25 protein-coding genes are annotated in these 25,568 nt (G+C 62.8%); 15 read left to right on the top strand and 10 right to left on the bottom strand.

All coding sequences use genetic code 11. The features are described from left to right. Positions 1–20 precede the first annotated feature (20 nt). The 3 genes from moaD to uvrC form a co-directional block, all read right to left on the bottom strand. Positions 21–272: a molybdopterin converting factor subunit 1 gene (moaD, locus tag AB7813_RS26055; RefSeq protein WP_441228752.1), complete on the bottom strand. Its 252-nt coding sequence runs from the start codon at positions 270–272 to the stop codon at positions 21–23. Next, a complete protein-coding gene (gene pgsA, locus AB7813_RS26050) occupies positions 269–880 on the bottom strand; it encodes a CDP-diacylglycerol--glycerol-3-phosphate 3-phosphatidyltransferase (RefSeq protein ID WP_089261825.1) in 612 nt (203 codons plus the stop codon). The genes moaD and pgsA overlap by 4 nt, the downstream gene beginning before the upstream one ends. A gap of 121 nt (positions 881–1,001) precedes the next feature. Next, positions 1,002–3,095 carry an excinuclease ABC subunit UvrC gene (uvrC, locus tag AB7813_RS26045; protein WP_441228751.1) on the bottom strand — a complete coding sequence of 698 codons (2,094 nt, stop codon included), beginning with the start codon at positions 3,093–3,095 and terminating at the stop codon, positions 1,002–1,004. 318 nt (positions 3,096–3,413) lie between these two features. Between uvrC and AB7813_RS26040 the strand changes: the two genes are divergently transcribed. Next, positions 3,414–4,034 (top strand): outer membrane protein, encoded by a 621-nt coding sequence (locus tag AB7813_RS26040; RefSeq protein ID WP_068731146.1) that lies wholly within the window; start codon positions 3,414–3,416, stop codon positions 4,032–4,034. A gap of 151 nt (positions 4,035–4,185) precedes the next feature. Here AB7813_RS26040 and AB7813_RS26035 read toward each other — a convergent pair whose 3' ends face one another. The 4 genes from AB7813_RS26035 to AB7813_RS26020 all read right to left on the bottom strand — a co-directional run bounded on the left by AB7813_RS26035 (position 4,186) and on the right by AB7813_RS26020 (position 6,791). After that, positions 4,186–4,401 (bottom strand): cold-shock protein, encoded by a 216-nt coding sequence (locus AB7813_RS26035; protein WP_068731145.1) that lies wholly within the window; start codon positions 4,399–4,401, stop codon positions 4,186–4,188. A gap of 253 nt (positions 4,402–4,654) precedes the next feature. Then, positions 4,655–5,515 (bottom strand): 23S rRNA (adenine(2030)-N(6))-methyltransferase RlmJ, encoded by an 861-nt coding sequence (locus AB7813_RS26030; protein ID WP_441228750.1) that lies wholly within the window; start codon positions 5,513–5,515, stop codon positions 4,655–4,657. 32 nt (positions 5,516–5,547) lie between these two features. Continuing rightward, positions 5,548–6,234, bottom strand: coding sequence for a ribonuclease T2 family protein (locus AB7813_RS26025; protein ID WP_439074018.1), 687 nt, complete (start codon positions 6,232–6,234; stop codon positions 5,548–5,550). A gap of 86 nt (positions 6,235–6,320) precedes the next feature. Next, a complete protein-coding gene (locus AB7813_RS26020) occupies positions 6,321–6,791 on the bottom strand; it encodes a hypothetical protein (RefSeq protein ID WP_089261833.1) in 471 nt (156 codons plus the stop codon). Between the two features lie 167 nt (positions 6,792–6,958). On the opposite strand from AB7813_RS26020, the gene AB7813_RS26015 reads away from it, so the two are divergent. From AB7813_RS26015 to AB7813_RS26005, 3 genes are all read left to right on the top strand, one after another. Then, positions 6,959–7,252: a hypothetical protein gene (locus AB7813_RS26015; protein WP_441228749.1), complete on the top strand. Its 294-nt coding sequence runs from the start codon at positions 6,959–6,961 to the stop codon at positions 7,250–7,252. 50 nt (positions 7,253–7,302) lie between these two features. Then, a complete protein-coding gene (locus AB7813_RS26010) occupies positions 7,303–7,845 on the top strand; it encodes a DUF3617 domain-containing protein (protein WP_441229006.1) in 543 nt (180 codons plus the stop codon). Positions 7,846–7,961: 116 nt separating this feature from the next. After that, complete coding sequence (locus AB7813_RS26005; protein ID WP_441228748.1) at positions 7,962–8,753, top strand: thioesterase family protein; 792 nt, start codon at positions 7,962–7,964, stop codon at positions 8,751–8,753. A 4-nt stretch (positions 8,754–8,757) separates the two neighbouring features. Here AB7813_RS26005 and AB7813_RS26000 read toward each other — a convergent pair whose 3' ends face one another. Together AB7813_RS26000 and hisS are read right to left on the bottom strand one after the other, a co-directional pair. Further along, positions 8,758–8,964, bottom strand: coding sequence for a tautomerase family protein (locus tag AB7813_RS26000; RefSeq protein WP_093759344.1), 207 nt, complete (start codon positions 8,962–8,964; stop codon positions 8,758–8,760). Positions 8,965–9,003: 39 nt separating this feature from the next. Beyond that, complete coding sequence (hisS, locus tag AB7813_RS25995) at positions 9,004–10,542, bottom strand: histidine--tRNA ligase (protein WP_441228747.1); 1,539 nt, start codon at positions 10,540–10,542, stop codon at positions 9,004–9,006. 174 nt (positions 10,543–10,716) lie between these two features. Between hisS and AB7813_RS25990 the strand changes: the two genes are divergently transcribed. The 4 genes from AB7813_RS25990 (at position 10,717) to AB7813_RS25975 (ending at position 14,929) form a co-directional block, all read left to right on the top strand. Further along, positions 10,717–11,310 carry a phage holin family protein gene (locus AB7813_RS25990; protein ID WP_441228746.1) on the top strand — a complete coding sequence of 198 codons (594 nt, stop codon included), beginning with the start codon at positions 10,717–10,719 and terminating at the stop codon, positions 11,308–11,310. Next, positions 11,310–12,437, top strand: coding sequence for a YihY/virulence factor BrkB family protein (locus AB7813_RS25985; RefSeq protein ID WP_441228745.1), 1,128 nt, complete (start codon positions 11,310–11,312; stop codon positions 12,435–12,437). Before AB7813_RS25990 ends, AB7813_RS25985 begins: the two co-directional genes overlap by 1 nt. Positions 12,438–12,589: 152 nt before the next feature. Beyond that, a complete protein-coding gene (locus AB7813_RS25980; RefSeq protein ID WP_441228744.1) occupies positions 12,590–14,059 on the top strand; it encodes an EAL domain-containing protein in 1,470 nt (489 codons plus the stop codon). A 15-nt stretch (positions 14,060–14,074) separates the two neighbouring features. Beyond that, positions 14,075–14,929: a TIGR01459 family HAD-type hydrolase gene (locus tag AB7813_RS25975; protein ID WP_441228743.1), complete on the top strand. Its 855-nt coding sequence runs from the start codon at positions 14,075–14,077 to the stop codon at positions 14,927–14,929. A gap of 1,041 nt (positions 14,930–15,970) precedes the next feature. Here the strand turns inward: AB7813_RS25975 and AB7813_RS25970 are convergent. After that, on the bottom strand, positions 15,971–16,366 hold the full coding sequence (locus AB7813_RS25970; protein WP_089263591.1) for a response regulator: 396 nt from the start codon (positions 16,364–16,366) through the stop codon (positions 15,971–15,973). Positions 16,367–16,626: 260 nt separating this feature from the next. On the opposite strand from AB7813_RS25970, the gene AB7813_RS25965 reads away from it, so the two are divergent. From AB7813_RS25965 to AB7813_RS25935, 7 genes are all read left to right on the top strand, one after another. Further along, the gene (locus tag AB7813_RS25965) at positions 16,627–17,598 is read left to right on the top strand and encodes a bifunctional riboflavin kinase/FAD synthetase (protein WP_093759349.1); all 972 of its coding nucleotides are present in this window, start codon (positions 16,627–16,629) and stop codon (positions 17,596–17,598) included. Beyond that, positions 17,595–18,155: a sugar O-acetyltransferase gene (locus AB7813_RS25960; protein WP_441229005.1), complete on the top strand. Its 561-nt coding sequence runs from the start codon at positions 17,595–17,597 to the stop codon at positions 18,153–18,155. Before AB7813_RS25965 ends, AB7813_RS25960 begins: the two co-directional genes overlap by 4 nt. 179 nt (positions 18,156–18,334) lie before the next feature. Further along, on the top strand, positions 18,335–21,367 hold the full coding sequence (ileS, locus tag AB7813_RS25955) for an isoleucine--tRNA ligase (RefSeq protein ID WP_441228742.1): 3,033 nt from the start codon (positions 18,335–18,337) through the stop codon (positions 21,365–21,367). After that, entirely contained in the window at positions 21,364–21,861 is a 498-nt protein-coding gene (gene lspA / locus AB7813_RS25950) for a signal peptidase II (protein WP_371423709.1), read from the top strand. Before ileS ends, lspA begins: the two co-directional genes overlap by 4 nt. Positions 21,862–21,961: 100 nt before the next feature. Then, positions 21,962–22,675, top strand: coding sequence for a hypothetical protein (locus AB7813_RS25945; protein WP_089263592.1), 714 nt, complete (start codon positions 21,962–21,964; stop codon positions 22,673–22,675). Positions 22,676–22,804: 129 nt separating this feature from the next. Then, complete coding sequence (locus AB7813_RS25940; RefSeq protein ID WP_441228741.1) at positions 22,805–24,202, top strand: M16 family metallopeptidase; 1,398 nt, start codon at positions 22,805–22,807, stop codon at positions 24,200–24,202. 29 nt (positions 24,203–24,231) lie between these two features. After that, positions 24,232–25,566: a M16 family metallopeptidase gene (locus AB7813_RS25935; RefSeq protein ID WP_441229004.1), complete on the top strand. Its 1,335-nt coding sequence runs from the start codon at positions 24,232–24,234 to the stop codon at positions 25,564–25,566. Positions 25,567–25,568 lie beyond the last annotated feature (2 nt).

Genomic DNA, 25,568 nt, shown 5'->3' with positions numbered 1-25,568 from the left:
CAACGCAGTCGTTGCTAGAATCAACCGCCGGTCATCGGCGGGAAGAATGCAATCTCGCGGGCGCCAGCAATCACGGTGTCGGGCCGCACATGCGTGTGGTCGATGGCGGCGCGGATCACTTTCGGCGTTTCGAACGCATAGGCATATTCGTCGCCGCGCGTGCTCAGCCATCCGATCAGATCGCCGACCGTGCGCACGGCTGCTGGCGGCTCGACCGTCTCTTCGGCCTTGCCGATGCGCTCGCGCACCCAGGCGAAGTAGACGAGCTTCATGCATCCTCCGCAATGAGGTGGTGAATGCCAGCCCTGAAATAGTCGTAGCCCGTATAAATGGTGACGAGCGCGGAAATCCAGAGCAGCAACAGGCCGAGCTGTGTCGTGATCGGGATCACCTGATCGCCGGCCTCACCGGCCAGCAGGAAGCCGATGGCGATCAACTGGGCCGTCGTCTTCCACTTCGCCACTCTGGAGACTGGGACGCTGACACGGAGTGCGGCGAGATATTCACGCAGGCCCGAGACCAGAATTTCGCGGCACAGGATCACGATGGCGGCCCACAGGGTCCAGCCATGGATGATGCCATCGGCCGCCAGCATCAGCAGGCAAGACGCCACCAGCAGCTTGTCGGCGATCGGATCGAGCATCCGGCCGAAGGCCGACTGCTGATTCCAGATCCGGGCGTAATAGCCATCGAGAAAATCCGTGACCGCGGCGCCGATAAAGACGGCCAGCGCGACCCAGCGCAGCCATAGCGGGCCATCCATGATCGACTGCGAATAGATGCAGCCGACCACCACCGGAATGGCGGCAATGCGGGCCATGGTCAGGATATTTGGCAGGGACATCGCGGAATTCGCGGCCCGTCTCGTGGTCACTGTCATCCGTCTTACCAATACTGCCAGAGCGCAGAGGTCAACCGCCAGCGAAGCGGCGCGGCTTAGTTTACCGCAAAACTGCCCCAAGGCATGCGACAGCCAGATTACGTCTCGTCCATCTTTGCGGTCATCTGGCCACCGGCTGGGGGTGAAAAAAGTCGAAAATCTTGCGGGCGCTCTCGGCCGAGATGCCAGGAACCTTGCCGAGGTCGCCTACGGAGGCCCGCTCGATCTCTTTCAGCGTTCCGAAATGGTGCAGGAGTGCCCGCTTGCGGGTTGGGCCGATCCCCGGGATTTCCTGTAATCCGGCCTCGCGGATGTCCTTCTTGCGCAGTGTGCGGTGCGATCCGATGACGAACCGATGCGCCTCGTCGCGCAGCCGCTGGATAAAATACAGAACGGGGTCCCGGGGCTCCAATTTGATGGCATCGCGGCCAGGAATGAACATGGTCTCGCGGCCGGCGTCACGATCCGGCCCCTTGGCCACAGCCATCAGGGTCACATCGGTCAGCTTCAGCTCGTCGAAGATCTCCTTGACTGCATTGAGCTGGCCGCGGCCGCCATCGATGATGACCAGATCCGGCCAGAGCGGCACGTCATCGTCCTTCGGCTTGACCACCTCGCCCTCAACCGGTGGCGCCAGCAGACGCTTGAAACGGCGCTGCAGCACCTCCTTCATCATCCCGTAGTCGTCACCGGGCGTGAGCCCTTCCGACTTGATGTTGAACTTGCGGTACTGGTTCTTGATGAAGCCATCCGGCCCCGCCACGATCATGGCACCGACTGCGTTTGTCCCCTGGATATGGCTATTGTCATAGACTTCGATGCGCTTCGGCACCGTGGCCATGCCCGCCATCTTCGACATGCCTTCCAGCAGACGCGTCTGCGTCGCCGTGTCGGCGAGCTTGCGGCCAAGCGCCTCGCGGGCGTTGGTCAGTGCATGGACGACCAGCTCTTTCTTTTCGCCGCGCTGCGGCGTCAGCACCTCGACCTTGAAACCTGCCTTGACGCCGAGCGCGCTGGCCAGCAGCTCGCTTTCCTCGATGGCATGCGACAGCAGCACCATCTTCGGCGGCGGCTTGTCCTCGTAGAACTGCGCCAGAAACGAGCCGAGCACTTCCTCCGGCGTGTATGATTTTTCGGCCTTGGGGAAATAGGCGCGGTTGCCCCAGTTCTGGCCGGTGCGGAAGAAGAACACCTCGACGCAGGAATAACCGCCTTCCTGATGGATGGCGAAGACGTCGGCCTCCTCCACGGTGCGCGGATTGATGCCTTGCTGCGACTGGATGGCAGACAGGGCTGCAAGGCGGTCGCGATACAGCGCGGCGCGCTCGAAGGCGAGTTCTTCCGACGCTTTCTCCATTTCGCCGGCCAATAGCTGCTTCACCGCCCGGCTGCGGCCGGACAGGAAGTCCTTCGCCTCGCGTACCAGTTCGGTATAGCCTGGAAAATCGATCTCGCCGGTGCAGGGGCCAGAGCAGCGGCGGATTTGATACAGCAGACACGGACGCGTGCGGCTTTCGAAAAAGGAATCCGTGCACGACCGCACTAGGAACGCGCGCTGCAGGGCCGTGATGGTGCGGTTGACCGCGCCCACCGACGCGAATGGACCGAAATAGCGGCCGGGCCGCGACTGCGCGCCACGATGCTTCAGAATCTGGGGCGCCCAGTGATCGCCCGAGATCAGAATATACGGAAAGGACTTGTCGTCGCGGAGCTGCACGTTGAATCGCGGACGCAGCTGCTTGATGAGATTGGCCTCAAGCAACAATGCTTCGGTCTCGGTCGCGGTCGAGATGATTTCCACCACCACGGTCGCCGCGATCATGCGTGCGATGCGCATCACCTGCCCGGTCGGCCTTGCATAGGACGACAACCGCTTCTTCACGTTCTTGGCCTTGCCGACATACAGCACATCGTTGGCCGCATTCAGCATCCGGTAGACGCCCGGCGAGGTCGGGGCATGGCGCACGGCATGTTCGATGGCCGCGCGGCCGATCGCCAGCGGGCCCTCAGCGACCACGTCGCCGGAATCGTCATCGCCAGCATCCGGGAGCGCTCCGTCTTCCTCGTCGTCGGCGGCCGCGGGTTCCGGTTCGAGATCGGGTGGCGCCTGCAAGGTGGACTGGGTGGCCTGCCCGGAACTAGGGCTGTCGGAACCTGGCTCTGCTGCGGGCTCGGATGATGTCTCGTGCAGCGGCTCGGTGGGGTCTTGAATCATGAGCCCAATTTAGGCGCTGCAGCGGGTCATCGCCAGCATTCGTGCGACCGGAAATGCCCTCGCAACGGCCGGTTTTCCGGCTGCTCGCGGCAGGCCACAGGATTTTGGCCGCCCGCCCGGGAAACTCGCGGATTGCCAAAAGTAAGACTCTTTTAACGCCAATACGGCGCCGCTGAGGGCCGTTAAGGACCGCTTAATCTAAAACTCTCGATAAATCGTCTCGATAAATGATGGAATTCCGTAACCCTAAGGCTTCGTTCGGCAGATCCCGAGCGCGCTCCCATGGGCCGGCAGTAACGCGTAGTTTGGAGAGTTGAGATGAGTAAGTTTGCGTTCGCGGCAGTCGCCCTCGTGGCTGCAGGTGCGACAACAGCACATGCGGCGGACATGCCTTACCGGTCGCGCGCCCCCTATACCGTTGCCCAGCCGCTCAACGCCTATAGCTGGGCCGGCCCGTATCTCGGCGCCACTCTCGGTTACGAATGGGGCAGCGTCTCCAACACCGGTGCGAAGCCCTCAGGCATCGCCGGCGGCGTGACGGGCGGCTACAACTGGCAGAGCGGCAACATCGTGTTCGGTCTCGAAGGCGATCTTCAGGGCACCGGCGCGGATGACCGCTTCGCCACCTACAAGTTCTCGAACCCCTGGTTCGGCACCGCGCGCGGCCGCATCGGCTACGCCTTCAACAACGTATTGCTCTACGGCACCGCCGGCCTCTCCTTCGGCAGCCTCGAAGCCGAGCTGAACGGCCTGCAGCAGTCCCAGACTTCGGTCGGCTGGACCGCCGGCGTCGGCGCCGAGGTCGGCATCTACCAGAACTGGACCGCCAAGATCGAATATCTCTATGTCGATCTGTCCAAGAACACCTACACGCTCACCGGCACCGACAGCGCGCTCAGCTTCGGCACTGTGCGTATCGGCGTGAACTATCACTTCTAAGTCCGGCTCCGGACGCCTCGCGTCCGGACCTCTATTCAAGTACTTCGTCTCCAGATACGTCGACTCCAAGTACAAGAAACCATCGCCATTCACTCCCGGCCGCGCTGCGGCCGGGATTTTTTTATGGCCCACTCCCAAGCTGGATCCGCCGCTATCCTGTGATGACCAAATTGACCGCCTTGGGGCCTTTGCCCTTCTTGTCGGGCTCGACCTCGAAGGTGATCCGCTGTCCTTCGATCAGGTCCTTCAGGCCAGCGCGCTCGACTGCGGTAATGTGCACAAACACGTCCCGTCCGCCATCGTCCGGCTTGATGAAGCCGTAGCCACGCTCGCCATTGAAAAACTTGACCGTACCGCTCATGCCCATCGGGTCCCTCCCCGCAATGCTCCGCCGCGGCGCTTTCGCGCTGCGACCGACCGGACATTCACTCCACGGAAGCTAGGCCTTGTTTCAATATCGATTTGGGCCACGTCACTCCGCCGCAACCATTCGCGGAAGCGGAACGTAAAGCCAGTCATAATGCCAGCAGCTTAATACGGTTCCGCCGGGATTGACTACCGTTTTTGGCGGCGCCGTTTGATAGTTGGAGTTTGCGTAGTTCAGCGCAGGCCGTGCGACGTCAGGGTTTGGCGGTCTCGAGCCGGAAGCGTCCAGCGCCGCCAAGGCCAAGCGGCTTCTCGAGCTGCGGCAGGATTTCCTTGAGCTCGGCAGCAAGCTTCCACGGCGGATTGACGATCAAAAGTCCCGTTGAGGTCAGCGGACCATCCGCCGTTTGCGGTGCAACGCTGAATTCGAGGCGCAGGCATTTACCAGGTGTAGCGGATGCAGCGGCCGTCGCGGCGACGTGCTGCGCCAGCTCATCGGTGGCGCGGCGGCTCTTGGCGGGATACCACAGCATGTAAATGCCGGTCGCCCATTTGGCATAGACCTGCTCGAACACTGCAGCCATCCGCGCGAACTCGTTCTTGTCTTCATAGGGCGGATCGATCAGCACCACGCCGCGTCGTTCCTTCGGCGGCACATAGGCCGGCAGGCCGACCCAGCCATCGATATCGACCACGCGGGCCTGCTCGTCCCTGCGCAGCGCCGAGATCAGCTTCTTCCGCGCCGTGGGCTCGACCTCGCAGCACACCATGCTGTCCTGCGGCCGCATCAAGGCGCGCGCGATCAGCGGCGAGCCGGGATAGGCTTTGAGTTCGCGCGGCGCATTGAATGACCGGACGATGTCGAGATAGGGCGCGACCAGCGGCGCACTGGCTTCGCTGAACCGCGCCTGCAGGGCGCGCGCGATGCCGGTGGTCCATTCGCCGGAGCGTGTGGCTTCATCGCCGGTCAGGTCATAGAGCCCGGCGCCGGCATGACTGTCGATGACGCGGAACGGCGCCGGCTTCTCCTGCAGATGCGTCAGGATACGGACCAGCACGATATGCTTGATGACATCGGCAAAGTTGCCGGCGTGAAAGGCGTGTCGATAATTCATGCGCCAGCAGTACGCTAGGAATGCCGGTTGAGCTAGCCGCCTCGCATCGGCGGCATCACCACCTGATCGCGGCGGCAGGCGCGGCGGTCAATCTCCTCGCAAGCGCGGAACTGGAGATCCTTGCTCATGCAGACCCGGACCTCGGTCAGGCGGTTACGATCGCAGGTCACGGCGATGGCCGAATTGCTGAGGCCCGGATTGACCTTGATGAAGGCTTCCTCGATTGCGTCCGGCGCAATCGTCTTGGCCTGCTGCAGATCGAGAAATTCGTCGGGAATTTTGATACCGGCGCGCGCCTTGCGGATGGCTTCGAAATAGGCGCGCTGGCCGAGGCCGGAGCAGGTGCCGTGCTTGTCCCATTCATTGAAGATCAGGCCGGGCGCGGGCATCAGGTCGAGCATCGACTGCATGATATTGCGTGCCAGCCGCGGGGCCGGACGCTCGCAGTAATTCGGGAAGCCGCGGTCATATTGCGGCCACAGGCCATGAACCACGAAAGAGTAAGGCCGGCCGCCGCATTGCATCTGGGCTGAGCGGTTGTTGCCGCCGCGCTCCTGAGCCGCCTCGCAGAAACTCGGCGACCATGACAGCGACAACACGTAAAAATCGAATTCGCCCGGCGCATTCTGCCGGCGATCCTGGGCGGAGGCCGGATAGGCGCTCAGCGCCGCGAGCGCGAGAAACCCAAGCGAAACGACAAATCGAAATGCCTGAAACATGACGCGCCCCACCCCTGAGAAGGGCAAACCTAATCAGGCATCAAGAACAATTCAAGAACAAAATGGGTTGGATCCGCAAACGAAGCTTAGTGCTTCGCCGCCCGGCAACGCGGGTTATAGGCCCAGTCGCGGTCGAGACCAACGACGCACCATTCCACGCCCTGGCCGTAACCGGCAAAGCCGCCGTCCTCGATGATCGAATAATGCACCTGGCGCGTCTTGCCATCGGTCAGCATCGCGTCGGCGGTGCAGTAGCGGCGCGGAATATTGTCGGAGGTCCAGGGGCGGAAGGCGGTCTCATGGACACGGCTAAAGCCGGTGATCTGCAGCGCCGAATTCCAGAAGGTGCTTTCCTTGTCCTGGAACTGGGACGAAATCGTCGAGAGACCAGCTTCGCAATCCGCCAGACGGCCCTCGTAGTTCGGCCCGGACAGCCAGAAGTTCAGCTCGAGCAGGTTCGCAGCCTGTGCGCCGGGAGCCAAGGTCATAAGCCCGAGAACGGCGCCGGTAACGGCAGCCAGGACGGCTTTCTTCCAGGATGAAATGAGGTCGCGCATGGGGAATCCGCCGTCTGATGATTGTTCCCGGAACGTGCCGCGAAGCCCGTGCAGGGTCAAGTGCACCGCGGCCACACCCAGCGCACAACTCTGTCAGAACCTGGACGGCGTTCTTTTCAGCGTCGCCGATGCCCTCTAAGGTGCCCATAACGACGATGGAGACGGTGATGCGAATGATTCGGTTGGCGATTTTGGCTACAGGTCTGAGCGGTGCGATCATGAGCAGCGCGGCCAAGGCCGACTGGGTGCCGCCATTCAAGGGCAATGACACCGGCGGCATCATCTCCACATCCCTGATCAGCCAGACCGACATTCGCGCCCTGGCGATCGATCATTGCGCGCGTTACGGCAAGGTCGTGAAATTCCTGAGCGCACCGCAGGAATATGGCGCCTACGTCTCGTTCGCCTGCCGCTGGGTGCCCTATGGCGCCTCGGATCGGCCGCTCCGCGTTCGCTACTGAACTTTTTTACGCGACACAGCGTCTCATCGGCTTGGGGAGAATCAGGCATGATGCGACGCTATGTTTCACTGTTGAATGTTTCCGTTTTGAGCGCGATTGCGATGTTGTGGGCAATCCCCGCCATCGCCGATCCCATCGAGTTGCCGGCACGCAAGGCCGGGCTCTGGGAAATGAAGATGCAGGGCAGCGCCGGGATGCCCGGCATGACGATGCAGCACTGCACGGACGAGACCACCGACAAGTTCATGAACACGACCTTCTCGCCGATGGCGAAGGATATGTGTTCGAAGAACGAGATGAAGAAGACCGCGACGGGCTATGTCACGGATTCGGTCTGCAATATCGGCGGCACCACCAGCACGTCGCATGCCGAGATCACCGGCGATTTCAACTCTGCCTATACGATGAAGATCACGTCGCAGAGCACCGGCGGCGCCAAGGCTAATACTGGTGACAACACCACGCAGCTGGAAGCCAAATGGCTCGGCGCCTGCAAGCCGGACCAGAAGCCCGGTGACATCATAATGCCCGGCGGCATGAAGATGAATGTCAAAGACATGGAGAAGATGAAGGGCATGCACCGGCCGCAATAGAGCCGCGCGCCCGCTGACTGGATGTTTCCCGCCGCAGCGTTCCCCGCTATAGATGATGGTAATCATCCCAATGGCGTGCGCAACGCCAGCGACAGGAAACTCCGAAGGGCAGCTCCATGACCGAATTCACCGCATTGATGTCGTCCATGACGCGCTCCGGCGACGGTTGGGCCGTCAGCGTCAGCGACGACTGGCTACAGGGCCGTACCGTCTATGGCGGTCTGGCCGCGGCACTGTGCATGCAGGCTGCGCTCAATGAATTCGGTGCCGTGCCGCCGCTTCGCTCGGCGCAGATCGCCTTCGTCGGCCCGGCCCCCGGTCCATTGCAGTTGCGCACCAGCGTTCTGCGCAAGGGCAAATCGACACTGTTCGCCAGCGTCGATCTTGTCGGCGAAGCAGGCCTCGCAACCCGCGCCATGTTCTGCTTCGGCGCCGCGCGTGAATCGGCTTTTGCCCATGTGGAGACCGGGACGCCGGAACTGAAAGCACCGGAGCATTGCCCGGACTTCTTTCGCCTTGCGCCTCCGACGCTGCGTTTCCTGGAGCATATCGAAGGCCGGCATATGGGGGGCTCGATGCCGTTCAGCGGCAGCGAGGATCCGCAGATGATGCTATGGCTGCGCCACCGCGAGCCCGGCATCCAGCCGTCGCTGGTGGCGTTGCTGGCCTTGGCCGACGCGCCGCCGCCGGCAGCTTCCGTTCGATCCACAACGCCGTCGCCGATCAGCACGATGACCTGGTCGATCGACATGCTCACCGACGAGATCGCCACCGATGACGGCTGGTGGCTGATCCGCAATGTCGCCGAGCAGATCGCCGGCGGTTATTCCAGCCAGGCGATGACGCTGTGGAATCGAAACGGCCGGCCCATCATGGCCAGCCGTCAGAATATTGCAGTGTTTGGATAGAGGCTTACTTCTTCGCCGCGGCGGCTGCGCGCTCGACGAAGGTCTGGCCACCCTTCATCTTATTGTTGAGCGGCGCTTCGTTGATCTGGATGACGACGGCGTCGGCAGTGACGCCGAGGTTCTTCACCAGCGCCTGGGTAATGTCGAGCATCATGCCCTTCTTCTGCTCGTCGGTGCGGCCGGCCGCCAGGTTGATCGTGATCTCAGGCATTGATGTCTCCCATTGCTCTACCAATTGTTGGCGCGTGGATTAATTCCACTTCACGCCGTGCTTGTCGAGAATCTTGCGGACCGCGCTGACGAGATCGTTTTCCGCGATCTTGGTCTGCGCCTCTGCCTGCTTCTGCAGATAGGCGTCGCGGTCACCTTCCAGATCCGACAGTCCGGCACCGAGGATCAGATCCTTCAGCATCACCTCGCCGGTCGCCTTTTCGTCGGAGCCTTGAATGATCACACAGGGTGAATTGCGCCTGTCGGCATATTTCAGCTGGTTGCCCATGTTCTTGGGATTGCCGAGATAGAGTTCGGCGCGGATGCCGGCATTGCGCAGGCTCGCAACCATCTTCTGATAATCGGCGACACGGTCGCGATCAAACACGGTGACGACGACCGGGCCGAAATCCGGCGTGGTGTCGATCTTGCCGAGCAGCGTCAGCGCCGCCTGCAGGCGCGAGACGCCGATGGAGAAACCGGTAGCGGGCACCGGCTCGCCACGGAAGCGCGAGACGAGACCATCGTAACGACCACCGCCGCCGACGGAGCCGAAGCGAACGGGGCGGCCCTTTTCGTCTTTGGTTTCAAGCGTGAGTTCAACTTCGTAGACGGGGCCCGTGTAGTATTCGAGGCCGCGGACGACGGATGGATCAATCTTGATGCGATCCATTTCGTATCCACTGGCGCGAACCAGATCCTGGATCTCTTCAAGCTCGTCGCGGCCCGCACTATACAGGCTGCTGACTTCGTTGACCGTCTTGCCATTAGGCATCGCAATAGTGGTGCCGCCAATTCCAAAGCCCTGAGGATCACTCTCCACTGAAGTAGCTAGGATTACGTCAGCTTGCCAATCTTCCAGATTGGCCCCTTTCGTAAAATCGCCTTTGCCTTCTTCACCACCGTCCCAGCGGCCCTTGCCAAGAAGTTTACGAACTTCTTCACCAGAGAATTTGTCCGCTTTGTCGATAGCACGGAGCACCGTGAGACGACGCCCTGAATTCTCCTCACCACCAAGCCCAATGGCTTCAAGCACACCATCAAGCACCTTGCGATTGTTGACGCGCACCACATAGCTACCGCGCGGAATGCCGAGCGCTTCCATCGCATCCGCCGCCATCATGCACATCTCGGCATCCGCCGCCGGCGAGCCGGAGCCCACCGTATCAGCGTCGAACTGCATGAACTGGCGGAAGCGGCCGGGGCCCGGCTTCTCGTTGCGATAGACGTAACCTGCACGGTAGCTGCGATACGGCTTCGGCAGCGCGTCCCAATGCTCGGCCACATAGCGCGCCAGCGGCGCGGTCAGGTCGTAGCGCAGCGAGATCCACTGCTCGTCGTCGTCCTGAAACGAGAACACGCCTTCATTGGGCCGGTCCTGGTCCGGCAGGAATTTGCCGAGCGCATCGGTGAATTCCATGGTCGGGGTCTCGACCGGCTCGAAGCCGTAGCGCTCATAGACCTCGCGGATGGTGTCGGTCATACGCCGGGTCGCGGCGATATCGGCCGGTCCGCGGTCGCCAAGGCCGCGCGGCAGACGCGCGCGCAGTTTCTGAGGTTTTTTCGATTTTTCAGCCATGTCGTCCGGTCTATCGCTTGCAAGTCAATGTTGACTTACACCAACGGGGGTTACCAGCGCCGGCAGAAACCGGCAAGCGCAGGACTGGCATCCCCAGCCGGAACCTTTCCCCCTTTCTCCCCGTTCAATGTAAAACACCGGCCGTTTTGGCCGGCGCAGAACGAGGCTTTCCATATGCCACCGCTCGCAAGCGCCCTGGTGCGAACAGGGCTCGCGCTCAAGCTCAATCAGGTCAAGCGCGCCACGTCGTCCTATGTCCGTGACCGCAGTGAGCAGACCCAGGGCATCGCGGTCTCTTATGCGGTCGCTGCCGGACTTTATGCTGCCGCAGGCGTCTTTCTGACTGCCACCTTGCTGGTGGGCGCCGCCGCGCTGTTTCGCTGGGTCGAATTGCGCTATGGCCTGTTTCAGGCATTTGGCGCAACCGGCGGATCGCTGCTGGTGCTCGCTGCCCTCTTCGCCGTCCTCGCTGCGAGCCGGCTGAAACGTCCATCGAAGCAGTTTCCAAGCTTAGGGAGCCGCTTGCGCGTCGCGATCAATGCGAGCCCCGGCAAGCATGAGCAGGTCACGTCGGCCGCACCGCATCGCGCACCCGCGCCGAACGAATTCAGGCCGAGCACACGCTCCGCACAGCCCCCGCAGAGCAGCGGCCCGGTGAAAGCCGGACTGGTGCTCGCCGCGACGCTTGCCGGCTGGGCTTTCGCCCGGCGCCGCAGCCTTGCGCAGCCAGCCCCTGCCCGCAGACCCGCGAGCAAAGCGAACGCCTGATGGTCGTTCGCCGATCCGACACGGACAGTCTGCTGCTTGTCGCAGCGACCACCTTTGCCGTGCTCGCGTTGCAGAGCTTTTTCTCGACACGCACGGTAGAGAGGTCCGTTGTCGATGAGCCGCAACCGATCGGCGACACCGACGTCCCGCCACCACAGACATTCACCCGCGAACTCGCCCAGTCCGGCCGCGGCCGCCATTCGTCCAACCCGCTGCAAATTCCATGGACCGGCTGGAAGGACGTGCTGTGGCGGACCTATGAGCAGATCAATGAGGACCGGTTGCTGGCGATTGCGGCCGGGGTCGTGTTCTTCGGCCTACTCGCCGTGTTTCCGGCAATCACCGCACTGGTCTCCTGCTATGGCCTGTTTGCCGATGCTTCCACGATTTCGGACAACCTGCAGACGCTGGCGCTGATGCTGCCGGATGGCTCGTTCCAGATCGTGCAGGACCAGATCGCGCGCGTGCTCGCCAACGGGCAGGCCAAACTCGGCCTCACCTTCCTGTTCGGCCTTGCGCTGGCGCTGTGGAGCGCCAATGCCGGCGTGAAGGCCGTGATCGACGCGCTCAATGTCGTTTATGGCGAGCGCGAGAAGCGCAGCTTCATCAGGCTCAATATGCTCTCGCTCACTTTCACCACCGGCGCCATTGCCGCGCTCCTTCTCATGGTGAGCGCCGTCGTTGCGCTGCCGCTGACACTGGACCGGATCGGTCTCGCCACCGACAGCAAGACGATCATCAGCCTCTCCCGCTGGCCACTTCTGCTGCTCGTGGTCGTGCTGGCGCTCGGCATTCTCTACCGCTTTGGTCCGAGCCGCCCCGGCGCGCGCTGGGAATGGCTCAGCATCGGCACCCTCGTCGCCGCCTTGCTCTGGCTCGCCGGCTCAGCGCTGCTGTCCTGGTACCTGTCCAATTTCGGCAATTACAGCGCCACTTACGGCTCGCTCGGCGCCGCCATCGGCCTGATGATGTGGATGTGGATGTCCGCGATCATCGTTCTGTGCGGGGCCGAACTGAATTCCGAGATCGAGCACCAGACCGCCGTGGATACCACCGTCGGACCGGGACGACCGATGGGCGCACGTGGCGCCGCCATGGCCGATACGCTCGGCCGCGCCAGCGCCTGAGGTGCAAAAGCACCGGTGGGCAAGTTCTCCCAGCCCTGCTTTCCGAATCAACAATAATGCTAAGGTTGGCCGGATACTTAGCGCGGGAGCGCTCGCGGCCGTGCCTCCGCCGCGCCGTTCAGGAGTTTGGATTTGAGGATGTTGCGCGCGTTATGATCCGCATCTCCACGATTTTTGTCGGCATTTGCATGGTGCTGGTCTCAGCTTCGCTTGGCCTGGTGCTGTATGCGATCGCCGGCATCAGCGGCTACGAATCGGCCATCGTCGCACTGACAGCGCTGACCGTGATGATCCTCTACAACGCGGTGTCGATGCGCATCAAAGACCGCACCGAATCCACCGGCCAGATCACCGATCTGTCGCGCGGCACCGCCGACCTTGCCCGGCAGGTCGCCGAATTCGGCCGCCGCCTCGCCGTGGTCGAGAGCAAGATCGCATCCGCCGGCACAGCCAATCAGGACCGTATCCAGACCGTCGCCGGTGAGATCGGCGAATTGGGCGCGCTGGTGAAGCAACTCGCTACATCGGTCGCCACCCATGAGGACATGCTGACGGCGATGCCGGCGACCGCGTCTGCCGCTATCGCGCCGCCATCGCCACCGGTCAAACCCGTGACCGCTGCCGATGTGCCGCCCGCCGTCGAGGTCGCCGAAGACACCGTGACACCGACGGCTCCTGCGATCGTCGTCCGGCCGGAGGCAGCGCCGGCGCGCGACAATGCGCAGTTCACCGCCATGGTGAAGGATGCCATCGCCGACAACCGCATCGACATCTATCTGCAGCCGATGGTCACGCTGCCGCAGCGCAAGGTGCGCTTCTACGAGGCGATGACGCGGCTGCGCGACGACAAGGATCAGGTGATCACCGCCGACGAGTTCATCGGTCCCGCAGAAGCCGCAGGCCTGATGGGCCAGATCGACCACATCGTGCTGCTGCGCTGCATGCAGGTGCTGCGCCGCCTGATGGTGCGCAACAAGGATGTCGGCGTGTTCTGCAACATGGCCGGCGCAACCCTGTCGAATGCCGAAACTTTCGCGCAATGCATCGACTTTCTCGAAGCCAATCGCGCGCTGGCGCCATCCTTCGTGCTGGAATTCAAGCAGAACGTGTTCCGCAATCTCGGCCCGATCGAGAGCGAGCATCTCGCCGCCCTCGCCCAGCGCGGCTACCGCTTCTCCATCGATCACGTCACGGATTTGCGGATCGAGCCCCGCGACCTCGCCGATCGCGGCGTGCGCTTTATCAAGGTACCGGCAGCACTCCTGCTCGACCCCAAGCAGACGTCGAATTCCGACATTCACCCCGCCGATCTCTCCGACCTGCTCGGCCGTTTCGGAATCGACCTGATCGCCGAGCGAATCGAGGGCGAACGGGCCGTGGTCGACCTGCTCGACTTCGACGTCCGGTTCGGGCAAGGCTTCCTGTTCGCGGCGCCCCGCCCGCTCCGGCCGGAAACGCCGGCCAATGGCGGTGCGCCAAATCCTGCTACCAAGGAACTCGCCAAGGCACCCACGGACCCCAATGGCCCAGTGAGATCCGCCCCACCCACGCCTGCGCGGCCTGAGCCGCCGCGCTCCACCGGCAATGCCGCGCTGGCACGCCGCGCCACCGGCCCGAACTGAACGGCCCTCAATCCAATGACCACACTACGTTTCGCCGAGCGCTTGCGCGATCTCACGGACAATGTCGATGTCGTCCTCAGCGATATCTGGGGCGTCGTCCATAACGGCCTCGAGTCGTTCCCCGAAGCCTGCGAGGCGTTGCATACGTTTCGCGCCGAGGGCGGCACGGTGATCATGATCACCAATGCGCCGCGCCCCGCCGACTCCGTGCAGCGGCAGCTCCGCAAGCTCGGCGTCGCTGACGACACCTATGACGCCATCGTCTCGTCCGGCGACCTCACGCGCAATTTCGTCGCCGGCCGGCCGGGTCAGGCGATGTATCTGATCGGACCGGACCGCGACAGTTCGATCCATCGCGGCCTCGATGTGAAGCTCACCCAGCTCGAACAGGCCGACTACATCGTCTGCAGCGGATTGTTCGACGACGAGACCGAATCTGCCGACGACTATCGCGACATGATGCAACAAGCACTGGCGCGCAAGCTGACGCTCGTCTGCGCCAATCCGGACATCATCGTCGAGCGCGGCGACCGCTTGATCTACTGCGCCGGCGCGGTCGCTGAACTCTATCGCGAGATGGGCGGCGAGGTGATCTTCTACGGCAAGCCGCATCGGCCGATCTACGATCAGGCCATGGCACTGGCCAAGGCGAAGCGCGGCAAGGACACGGCGCTGGATCGCGTGCTGGCGATCGGCGATTCCGTGCGCACCGATCTCACCGGCGCGCATGCCTATGGCATCGACCTGCTGTTCGTCACCCGCGGCATCCATGCCGGCGATTTCGAAGGCATCGAACAGATGGGCGCCGCGGAAGTGAAGGAACTGTTCGGCCATCCACCGAAAGCGCTGATGCGTGAATTGAAGTGGTGAGCTGACACATAGAGTGGGGTGACGCTCTCGGTCGTCATGGCCGGATGGCGCGAAGCGAGCTTCGCAATAATCCCAGGCTTCTCCCCACGTCATGGCCGGGCTTGACCCGGCCATCCACCTTGGTCTTGTGCGACGGTGTGCGGGCCAAGCTGGATCCCCGGGTCAAGCCCGGGGATGACACCTGTGGGTGCGGCGCCTTCATCGCGCCATCACAGATTCAACTGTCAAACAGCCACTGCGCTTCAGGCATGCGTCATCGCCCCCATTGTTTACGGCGCGGGGGCGCCGTCGTGTCTTGCATTCCCGCCCCCTGTGAGAGGGCGTGCGGAACGCCAGGTGCCCGTTGCACCCTTGGGCCTGATGCGAATGCGGTCTTCCGCGATCTAGAGTGCATCAGGACTTTCGGAGGCGTCAGGCAAGTGCCCGACGTTCCGCCTGCGGTGTTTTTTCGGTTGCTTGCACTTTGCCTCGACGAACGCTCCGATCGCGAATTAAAGTCCCAAGGCGATGGGAAGGGAGCCTCAAGCGAGTAAGCCGGACGCGTTTTGACTTGGTCGTCCGTCACACTGTCCAGGGGTCTGTCGATCCCAAGGCCGGCCTTCTCCTTGCCAGTGGCAGTGCTGGCGCAGATCCGTCCTGCCCGAAGACAGACGTCACCCCCAAACCGCGTGACGCCGCATCTCCGGCGTCCACCGCATCCCACCCCGCGAACGTGACGATCGCGATCGCCCCTCTCGGTGGGGCAGGACGGAGGGGAATATAAACTTGATGGGGATGTTGTCAACGGGAGATAGGAAAAAATGTTTAGGCGCTTTGCGCCGCCCCACACTGTCATTCCGGAGCGGGACCGGCGCCGCAGACGACGGGACCGAATCCAGAATCCCGACCTGTTTTGCGCTGAACATGTCGGGATTCCGGGCTCAGTCCAGCCCGCTTCGCGGTCCGTCCTGCCCCGGAATGACAGGGGGAGCCGAAACGCAAAATGCCCGGCACAAGGCCGGGCATTGCGAAACTCGAAAGCTCTGAGCGAAGCTGCGCGGCTTACGCCGGCACGGTGTCCGGGAACACGGCTTCGATCTTGGTCTTCAGCGTCGCCGCGTTGAACGGCTTGACGATGTAGTTGTTCACGCCGGCCTTCTTGGCGGCAATCACGTTCTCGGTCTTGGATTCTGCCGTGATCATGATGAAAGGGGTCTGCGACAGGTTGGGGTCGGCGCGGACTTCCTTGAGCAGGTCGTAGCCCGTCATCGGCTCCATGTTCCAGTCGGAAATCACGAGGCCATACTTCTTGGTGCGCATCTTTTCCAGCGCCATCGAACCATCGCTGGCATCGTCGATGTGTTCGAAACCAAGCTGCTTCAGAAGATTGCGAATGATGCGGATCATGGTGTTGTAATCGTCCACCACCAGCACCGTCATCGACAAATCAACCGCCATCTTCATTCCCCCTGAGGCACGATACGCAAATGCAAAAAATGATATTTGCCGTCAGGCAAACCGTTCCAACCGGGATTGGCGAGTATTGCTGTCCGCGGCCCGGAGCCAGAATTAGCAGGGTGGGTTAAATTTCCAGTTAACCGCCCCATGGCGCGAAATTCGTCAAATTCGAGAAGAAAGCCGATTTTACCTTCGCTTGACTTCGACGTGGTGGGCGCGCCACGGTCCCTCACCCGCCAAAACCACCAACGAATCCAATCATGACGACTGCTTTCAGCGTGATCCGCGACACAACGCCCGCCAACGCCATCCCGCGCGGATGCGTCGTGGCAATGGGTAATTTCGACGGCGTCCATCTCGGCCACCGCGCCGTCATCGGTGCTGCGTTACGCATGGCGGAACTGCATAAAACAAGCGCTTTGGCGGTGACCTTCGAGCCGCATCCGCGCAGTTTCTTCAGCCCGAACACGCCGCAGTTCCGGCTCTCCGACGAAGCCGCCAAGCTGCGCCTGCTGGCAGGAACCGGCTTGGCCGGCGCCGTCGTCATGACCTTCGACAAGGGACGCGCCAGCACCACGGCGCAAGACTTCATTCACCACGATCTCATTGAGCGTCTCGGCATCAGCGGCATCGCCGTCGGCTACGACTTTCATTTCGGCAAAGGCCGCGTCGGTTCGCCCAGCCTGCTGGCCAACGAAGCGCCGCGCCTCGGCATCGAGGTCGACATCCAGCCGCATGTCGATATCGATGAGCGCCCGGTGTCTTCGACGGCTATCCGCATGGCCTTGGCCGAGGGCCAGGTGACCGAGGCCACGGAGATGCTGAACGGGCCGTGGTTCATCACCGGCGAAGTGATCCATGGCAAGAAGCTCGGCCGCGACCTTGGCTATCCCACCGCCAATATCCGCCTGAATAACAATTGCGGCCTCAAGCACGGCATCTACGCCGTGCGGGTCGGCCGCGGAAACGAGCGCTTCGACGGCGTTGCCTCCTTTGGCCGGCGCCCGACCTTCGATAACGGCGCGCCTTTGCTCGAAGTCTTCCTGTTCGACTTCAAGGGCGACCTTTACGGCCAGGCACTGGACGTCGCCTTCATTGCCTTCATCCGCGATGAAATGAAATTCGAGGGCATCGAACCCCTGATCCGCCAGATGGACGACGACAGCGCCAAGGCGCGGGCCGCGCTGGCGGCTGCACCGGATGCGTTTCCGAAACTGGGAGACATCGACTGACCAGGACCGAAAAGCAGAAAATGCTCGCCGGCGAACTCTATCGCCCCGGCAGCCCCGAACTGGTCGCTGACGAGAAGGCCAACAAGGCCTGGCTCGCGAAATACAACGCGCAATTGGACCGGCCTGTCACCGAACGACGGACGCTGCTCGCCGAGCATTTCGGCAGAGTCGGCGCCGACTGCGTGATCCGGCCGCCGTTCTTCTGCGACTACGGCTACAACATCCATCTCGGCGACAACGTTTTCCTGAATTTCAATTGCGTGATCCTGGATATCGTCGCGGTCTCCATCGGCGACAGGACGCAAATCGGCCCGGCTGTGCAGATCTACGCCGCCGACCATCCCCGCGACGCCGAGACCCGCCGCAGCGGACTGGAATTCGGCCGGCCGGTCAAAATCGGCGCCGATGTCTGGATCGGCGGCGGGGCCATCATCGTGCCCGGCGTGACCATCGGTGACGGCGCCGTGATCGGGGCCGGCAGTGTCGTGACCCGGGACGTTCCGAACGGCGCCACCGTGGCCGGCAATCCGGCCCGGGTGATTGGCAAACGGGGCTAATCCGACCCTTTGCGATCCTCTCCCCGGCTGCTATTGAGTGCCGGATGTCTGCACGGCGCCCCATCATAAGCATTATCGGCCCGGCTTCCGCCTGAGCTTTGCTCGGCGCAAGACCGGGACCGTCCAGTTTCATCGCGTTTTCACGCGTTTCAGCGCCATTCGAGCAAGCCAGAGCCATTATGTCCGACAAGCCCGCCAAATCTGACACCCACGACTATTCCAAAACCCTCTATTTGCCGCAGACCGAGTTTCCGATGCGCGCCGGCCTGCCGACCAGCGAGCCGAAAATGCTGGCGCGCTGGAACGAGATCGACCTCTACGGCAAGCTCCGCGAGACCGCGAAGGGCAAGCCGAAATTCGTGCTGCATGACGGCCCGCCCTATGCCAACGGCAACATCCATATCGGGCATGCGCTCAACAAGATCCTCAAGGACGTGGTGACCAAGAGCCAGCAGATGCTGGGCTTCGACAGCAACTACGTGCCGGGCTGGGACTGTCACGGCCTGCCGATCGAGTGGAAGATCGAGGAAGAGAACTACCGCTCCAAGGGCAAGACCAAGCCGAACTTCAAGGACGGCGCGGCGATGATCGCGTTCCGCCAGGAATGCCGTGCCTATGCCAACAAGTGGCTCGATATCCAGCGCGAGGAATTCAAGCGACTCGGCATCATCGGCGACTGGGCCGGCCGCTACGCCACCATGGACTATTTCGCCGAGGCGCAGATCGCGCGCGAGCTGATGAAGTTCGCGGCCAATGGCACGCTGTATCGCGGATCGAAGCCTGTCATGTGGAGCGTGGTCGAGAAGACCGCGCTGGCCGAAGCCGAAGTCGAATACGAGGACTACACGTCAGATGCGGTATGGGTGAAATTCCCGGTCGCCGCCGAATTCGGCCGGCTCGCCAAGGCCGCAGTGGTGATCTGGACCACCACGCCATGGACGCTGCCGGCCAACCGCGCCATCTCGTTCTCCAGCAAGATCGCCTATGGCCTCTATGAGGTTACCGAGGCGCCGGAGGACAACTGGCTGAAGACCGGCGACCTGCTGATCCTCGCCGATGCACTGGCCGAAAGCGTGTTCAAGCAGGCGCGCGTGACCTCCTGGAAGAAGAGTAGCGAGCTGTCGTCCGACATCCTCGAGGATCTGGAATGCCGTCATCCGCTCAAGGGTCTCGCCGGCGGCTATGACTTCATCGTGCCGCTGCTCGACGGCGATCACGTCACCGACGATACCGGCACCGGCTTCGTGCATACCGCGCCAAGCCACGGCCGCGACGACTTCGATATCTGGACGTCGAATGGCCGCCAGCTCACCGAGCGCGGCATCGCCACCACGATCCCCTACACGGTCGACGAGAACGGCGCGCTGACCGAACAGGCGCCGGGCTTCGCCGGCACGCGCGTAATCAACGACAAGGGCGAGAAGGGCGACGCCAACGAGGCCGTCATCAAGGCGCTGGTCGAGCGCGGCATGCTGGTGGCGCGTGCGCGCCTGAAGCATCAATATCCGCATTCCTGGCGCTCCAAGAAGCCGGTGATCTATCGCAACACGCCGCAATGGTTCATCGCGATGGACAAGGACATTTTGGAAGTGAACGCTCCCGGCAAGCCGGGAGCTATGGCGGACGACGGCAAGGCGAAGCCCGGCGACACGCTGCGTCACCGTGCCCTCGAAGCCATCAAGGTCACGCAATGGGTGCCGGCCACCGGCCAGAACCGCATCAACGGCATGATCAACACCAAGCCCGACTGGGTGATCTCGCGCCAGCGCGCCTGGGGCGTGCCGATCGCGGTGTTCGTGCGCGAGAAAGGCGATGGCTCCGCAGAGATCCTGCAGGACGAGGCCGTCAACAAGCGCATTGCCGACGCGTTCGAGAAGGATGGCGCCGACGCCTGGTATGCCGAAGGCGCGCGCGAGCATTTCCTCGGCTCGCTTGCCAATGAAGAGTGGAAGAAGGTCGACGACATCTGCGACGTCTGGTTCGACTCAGGCTCCACACACGCCTTCGTGCTCGAAGACCCCGTGCACTTCCCCGGCCTTGCCGGCATCAAGCGCAAGGCCCAGGGCGGCGCGGACACCGTCATGTATCTGGAAGGCTCCGACCAGCACCGCGGCTGGTTCCAGTCGTCACTGCTGGAGAGCAGCGGCACCCGCGGCCGCGCACCGTTCGACGTCGTGCTGACCCACGGCTTCACGCTCGACGAAAACGGTCGCAAGATGTCGAAATCGATCGGCAACACCATCGAGCCGCAGAAGATCATCAAGGACTCCGGCGCCGACATCCTGCGCCTGTGGGTCTGCGCCACCGATTATGCCGACGACCAGCGCATCGGCCCGGAGATCATCAAGAACACCATCGAGACCTATCGCAAGCTGCGCAACAGCGTGCGCTGGATGCTCGGCAGCCTCGCGCACTTCCACGACGAGGAGCGCGTCAGGGCAGACGATATGCCGGAGCTCGAACGGCTGATGCTGCATCGTCTCTCGGAAGTCGATGCGGTGGTGCGACAAGCCTATGCCGATTTCGACTACAAGACGGTGGTGGCCACGCTCGCCGCCTTCATGAACACCGAATTGTCGGCCTTCTACTTCGACATCCGCAAGGACGCGCTGTATTGCGACGCGCCGTCGTCGGTGACACGCAAGGCGTCGCTGACCGTGATCGATTACCTGTTCCGTTCGATCGTGACCTGGTTCGCACCCATTCTGAGCTTCACCGCCGAAGAAGCATGGCTGTCGCGCTATGGCAGCAGCTCCGTGTCGGTGCATCTCGAAACGTTCCAGAAGACGCTGCCGGCATGGCGTAACGAGGCGCTCGCCGCGAAGTGGGACACCATCCGCAATGTCCGCCGCGTCGTCACCGGCGCGCTGGAAGTCGAGCGCGCTGCCAAGAATATCGGCTCGTCGCTGGAGGCCTCACCGCTGATCCATGTCACAGACGCCGCGATCTTTGCCATACTGGCTGACGTCGATCTGGCCGAAATCTGCATCACCTCGAATGCGATGCTGACCAATGCCGAAGCGCCCGCAGGCGCCTTCGCGCTGAACGACGTGCCCGGCGTCGCCGTGGTCGTGGAAAAGGCCGTCGGCACCAAATGTGCACGGTCGTGGAAGATCCTGCCGACGGTGGGCGAAGACAAGGACTATCCCGACGTCACCCCGCGCGATGCGCAGGCGCTGCGGGAGTGGAAGGCACTGGGAGTGGCTGTTTGAAACCAGCCGTCCGCTCCGGGCTGATCGCAGCCATCGTCGTCCTGATCCTCGATCAGGCGACGAAGCTGTGGCTGCTCTATGGCTTCGATCTCGGCCATCGTGGCCTGGTCAGGATCACACCGTTCTTCGATCTGGTCCTGGCCTGGAATACCGGCATCAGCTACGGCTGGTTCTCCGATTCCGGCCCCACCGGCCAGGTCGTGCTGGTGGCTATCAAAGCCATCGCGGTGGTGGCGCTGGCCGTCTGGATGGCGAAATCGGAGACCAGACTGGCCACGATCGGGCTGGGACTGATCATCGGGGGCGCGATCGGCAATGCCATCGACCGGTTCGCCTATGGCGCGGTGGTCGATTTCGCCCTCCTACATGTCGAAATCGCCGGCAAGACCTACAACTGGTACGTGTTTAACCTTGCCGATGTCGCCATTGTTGCCGGTGTAGCGGCCCTGCTGTATGACTCTTTCTTCACGGTACCCGCCGCAAAAGCGCCCTGATCCCAGCCGATACGCAAGGCCAAGGGCGATACCAGCGGAACCGCACCAGGATTCTTCGGATTCTTGCCGATCCGCCAGATATTTGAACAGGATGAACACGATGCGCGAGACCGAAACCGGTTGGGCTCTGCACACTTCATCGGGCGCCTGGATGCGCGCCCTGCGCCTTACCGCCGTTGCCCTTAGTGTTGGTCTCGTGATGTCCGCTGGCGCCGCACGCGCCCAGGATGCCGAGGAAGAAGACCAGCCGTTCGAGCAGAAGGTCATCAAGCAGATCATGACCGGTCTCGGCGGTACCAATATGGAAAACACCGGGATCGACTACCGTGAGCGCTCGCCGCTGGTGGTGCCGCCGAAGATCGATCTGCCGCCGCCGGATGCCAAGGGCCCTGCGCCTGTCGCCAACTGGCCGAAGGATCCGGATGTACAGCAGCGCCGCGCAGCCGCCGCCAACGCCAAGACCGGACGTCCGGAAGAAGTGCTGGAAGCCGCGCGCCCGTTGACCCCGCGCGAGATGGCGCCGAAGCGCGCACGTGGCGCCTCGTCCGCCGTGGACAATTCCTCGCCAGGCGATCCGAACAAGAACATCGTGCTGAGCCCGAAGCAGCTCGGCTATGAAGGCGGACTGTTCAAGAATATGTTCGGCAGCAATAAGGGTGAGACCGCCGAATTCAAGGGCGAGCCGACACGCGAGTCGCTGACCCAGCCGCCGGCCGGTTACCAGACGCCTGCCTCGGGCTATGCCTATGGCACCGGGCCGAAGGAAACCATGAAGAACGATTACAACATCAACCCGATGACGGGTAAGTTCTGATCGCAGCGCTCCCTTTGCGCTGCCATTCCAAAGACGTCCTTTCACTGCGATCAGCCTGCACGCGCGGATATGTCCCGCGCGATGGCTTGGTCACGCCTTTTCCCATGCTTTGGAGCTGCTAGCCCCGCCATGACCTCTTCATTCCGACTTGCCGTACGATCCGTCGCAGTCGTCGCTTTGCTGCTGGCTCCCGCCCTCGCCATATCGGGCGCCCGCGCGCAGACGGTGACGGCGAAACCGCCAACCACGTTCAAGCTCGATAACGGCATGCAGGTCGTGGTGATCGAGGATCACCGCACGCCCGTGGTCACCCAGATGATCTGGTACAAGGTCGGCTCCGCCGACGAGACGCCGGGCAAGTCAGGCTTGGCGCATTTCCTCGAACATCTGATGTTCAAGGGCACAGCGAAACATCCGGTCGGTGAATTCTCGCAGACCGTGCAGCGCGTCGGCGGCGAGGAGAACGCTTTCACCTCGACCGACTATACCGGCTACTACCAGCGCATCAGCAAGGACCAGCTCGGCAAGATGATGGAATTCGAGGCCGATCGCATGACCGGCCTGGTGCTGAAGGACGAAAACGTTCTCCCCGAGCGCGACGTCGTGCTGGAAGAATACAACATGCGCGTCGCCAACAGCCCGGATGCCCGGCTGTCGGAGCAGATCATGGCCGCGCTCTATCTCAACCACCCCTATGGTCGCCCGATCATCGGCTGGCATCAGGAGATCGAGAAGCTGGACCGCGAGGACGCGCTCGCTTTCTACAAGCGCTTCTACGCTCCCAACAATGCGACGCTGATCATCGCCGGCGATGTCGACCCGCAGGAGATCCGCCCGATGGTGGAGCGCACCTATGGCGTGGTCCCGGCACAGCCGGCGATCCCCGAACGGCGCATGCGTCCACAAGAGCCGACGCCCGCCGCGCCGCGCACGGTGACGCTGGCCGATCCGCGTGTCGAACAGACAAGCCTGCGCCGCTATTATCTGGTGCCGTCGGCAACCACCGCTGCGGCCGGCGAGAGCCAGGCCCTCGATGTACTCGGCCAGTTGATCGGCGGCGGCGCGAACTCATATCTCTACCGCGCCCTCGTCATCGACAAACAGCTCGCGATCAATGCCGGCGCCAGCTACCAGGGCACTGCACTCGACAGCGCACAGTTCATGATTTCAGCCTCGCCGAAGCCGGGCGCTGAATTCGCCGATATCGAAAAGACCATCGACGCGGTGATCGCCGACCTCGCGACCAACCCGGTGCCGGCTGCCGACCTCGAACGCGTCAAGACGCAGCTCGTCGCCGAAGCCACCTATGCGCAGGACAGCCAGGCCTCGCTGGCGCGCTGGTATGGCGCGGCACTCACCACGGGCCTCAGCGTCGAGGACATCCGTAGCTGGCCCGACCGTATCAAGGCGGTCACCGCCGAACAGGTGCGCGCAGCCGCCCAGACCTGGCTCGACAAGAAGCGCTCGGTCACCGGCTATCTGGTCAAGGATACATCAGCGCCCAAGCGCGAGGAGAAGCGGTCGTGAGCATCATCTTCAACGCCGGCCGCCTCGGCATTGCCGTCGCCACCGCCTTCTCACTTGTCACCCTGACGGTGACGCCATCTTTCGCCGCCGCCAAGGTGCAGCGGCTGGTGACGCCAGGCGGCATCGAAGCCTGGTTCGTGCAGGATGCAACCGTTCCCCTGATCGCGATGGAATATGCGTTCGGTGGCGGTGCGGCACAGGATCCGAAGGATAAATCCGGCACCGCCAACATGGTGGCCAGCCTGATGGACGAAGGCGCGGGCGATCTCGATTCCACGACCTTCCGCGATCGCATGGAACGCCGCGCCATCGAGCTCAACTTCAACGCCCAGCGCGATTACCTGCGCGGCTCGCTGCGCATGCTGAAAGAGCATCGCGACGAGGCGTTCGACCTCGCCCGCCTCGCTTTGACGTCACCACGCTTCGACGCCCCCGATGTCGAGCGCATCCGCGCGCAGATCATGTCCGGCCTGCGCCGCGAAACCTCGAACCCGAATTCGCTGGCGACGCGCAAGTTTCTGCAGGTGGCATTCGGCGACCATCCCTATAGCCGACCGTCCAATGGCAGCCTGACCGACGTGCCGACCATCAATGTCGACGACATCAAGGCCTACAAGCAACGCATCGTCGCGAAGGACACGCTGAAGATTGCCGTGGTCGGCGACGTCGACCCCGACACGCTCGCGACACTGCTGGACAAGACCTTCGGTGGCCTGCCCGCCAAGGCGACACTGACGCCGATCCCGGAAGTCACGGCAGCCAAGCCGCCGCAGAAGGAATCCGTGACGCTGGACGTGCCGCAGACGGTCATCACCTTCGGCAGCCCGGGCGTCAAACGCGACGATCCGAATTTCATGGCCGCCTATATCGTCAATCACATCCTCGGCGGCGGCACGCTGTCGTCGCGGCTGTATCACGAAGTGCGCGAGAAGCGCGGCCTGGTCTATTCCGTCAGTGGTTCGCTGCTGTGGATGCAGCATTCCGGCATCTATATCGGCAGCACCGCGACTCGCGCCGACCGCGCCACCGAGACGGTCGATACCGTGACCAGCGAAGTGAAACGCATGGCCGAGCAGGGTCCGACCCAGCGCGAGCTGGATGAGGCCAAATCCTATCTCAAGGGTTCGCAGATGCTGGCGCTCGACACCTCGTCGAAACTGGCCGGCGCACTGCTGCAATACCAGCTCGACAGACTGCCGATTGATTACATCGAGAAGCGCAATGCCGTGGTCGATGCCGTGACGCTGGACCAGGCCAAGGCGGCAGCGAAGAAGCTGTGGGCGGATGGCCTGCTGACCGTCGTCGTCGGACGCGCGCCGCAGGCGGCCGCAGCGCCGGTGGCCCCGGCGCCGAAGGCCAACTGAGG

Origin of the sequence: Tardiphaga sp. 20_F10_N6_6 (genome assembly GCF_052076045.1) — a bacterium.
In the GTDB taxonomy this organism is placed as follows: domain Bacteria; phylum Pseudomonadota; class Alphaproteobacteria; order Rhizobiales; family Xanthobacteraceae; genus Tardiphaga; species Tardiphaga robiniae.
Note: the sequence above shows the minus strand (reverse complement) of the source record. Positions and strands in the feature narration are given on the sequence as shown.

Bases quoted from the DNA above. Each gene is read 5' to 3' on its own strand.
- AB7813_RS25940 (WP_441228741.1), top strand. From the start codon at position 22,805: ATGACCTCTTCATTCCGACTTGCCGTACGATCCGTCGCAGTCGTCGCT.
- AB7813_RS26025 (WP_439074018.1), bottom strand. From the start codon at position 6,234: ATGTTTCAGGCATTTCGATTTGTCGTTTCGCTTGGGTTTCTCGCGCTC.
- AB7813_RS25980 (WP_441228744.1), top strand. From the start codon at position 12,590: ATGATCCGCATCTCCACGATTTTTGTCGGCATTTGCATGGTGCTGGTC.
- AB7813_RS26005 (WP_441228748.1), top strand. From the start codon at position 7,962: ATGACCGAATTCACCGCATTGATGTCGTCCATGACGCGCTCCGGCGAC.
- AB7813_RS25975 (WP_441228743.1), top strand. From the start codon at position 14,075: ATGACCACACTACGTTTCGCCGAGCGCTTGCGCGATCTCACGGACAAT.
- moaD (WP_441228752.1), bottom strand. From the start codon at position 272: ATGAAGCTCGTCTACTTCGCCTGGGTGCGCGAGCGCATCGGCAAGGCC.
- AB7813_RS25990 (WP_441228746.1), top strand. From the start codon at position 10,717: ATGCCACCGCTCGCAAGCGCCCTGGTGCGAACAGGGCTCGCGCTCAAG.
- AB7813_RS26020 (WP_089261833.1), bottom strand. From the start codon at position 6,791: ATGCGCGACCTCATTTCATCCTGGAAGAAAGCCGTCCTGGCTGCCGTT.
- AB7813_RS26030 (WP_441228750.1), bottom strand. From the start codon at position 5,515: ATGAATTATCGACACGCCTTTCACGCCGGCAACTTTGCCGATGTCATC.
- AB7813_RS26000 (WP_093759344.1), bottom strand. From the start codon at position 8,964: ATGCCTGAGATCACGATCAACCTGGCGGCCGGCCGCACCGACGAGCAG.
- AB7813_RS26015 (WP_441228749.1), top strand. From the start codon at position 6,959: ATGCGAATGATTCGGTTGGCGATTTTGGCTACAGGTCTGAGCGGTGCG.
- AB7813_RS25970 (WP_089263591.1), bottom strand. From the start codon at position 16,366: ATGGCGGTTGATTTGTCGATGACGGTGCTGGTGGTGGACGATTACAAC.
- hisS (WP_441228747.1), bottom strand. From the start codon at position 10,542: ATGGCTGAAAAATCGAAAAAACCTCAGAAACTGCGCGCGCGTCTGCCG.
- pgsA (WP_089261825.1), bottom strand. From the start codon at position 880: ATGACAGTGACCACGAGACGGGCCGCGAATTCCGCGATGTCCCTGCCA.
- uvrC (WP_441228751.1), bottom strand. From the start codon at position 3,095: ATGATTCAAGACCCCACCGAGCCGCTGCACGAGACATCATCCGAGCCC.
- ileS (WP_441228742.1), top strand. From the start codon at position 18,335: ATGTCCGACAAGCCCGCCAAATCTGACACCCACGACTATTCCAAAACC.
- AB7813_RS25945 (WP_089263592.1), top strand. From the start codon at position 21,962: ATGCGCGAGACCGAAACCGGTTGGGCTCTGCACACTTCATCGGGCGCC.
- AB7813_RS25965 (WP_093759349.1), top strand. From the start codon at position 16,627: ATGACGACTGCTTTCAGCGTGATCCGCGACACAACGCCCGCCAACGCC.
- AB7813_RS25985 (WP_441228745.1), top strand. From the start codon at position 11,310: ATGGTCGTTCGCCGATCCGACACGGACAGTCTGCTGCTTGTCGCAGCG.
- AB7813_RS26035 (WP_068731145.1), bottom strand. From the start codon at position 4,401: ATGGGCATGAGCGGTACGGTCAAGTTTTTCAATGGCGAGCGTGGCTAC.
- AB7813_RS26040 (WP_068731146.1), top strand. From the start codon at position 3,414: ATGAGTAAGTTTGCGTTCGCGGCAGTCGCCCTCGTGGCTGCAGGTGCG.
- AB7813_RS26010 (WP_441229006.1), top strand. From the start codon at position 7,303: ATGCGACGCTATGTTTCACTGTTGAATGTTTCCGTTTTGAGCGCGATT.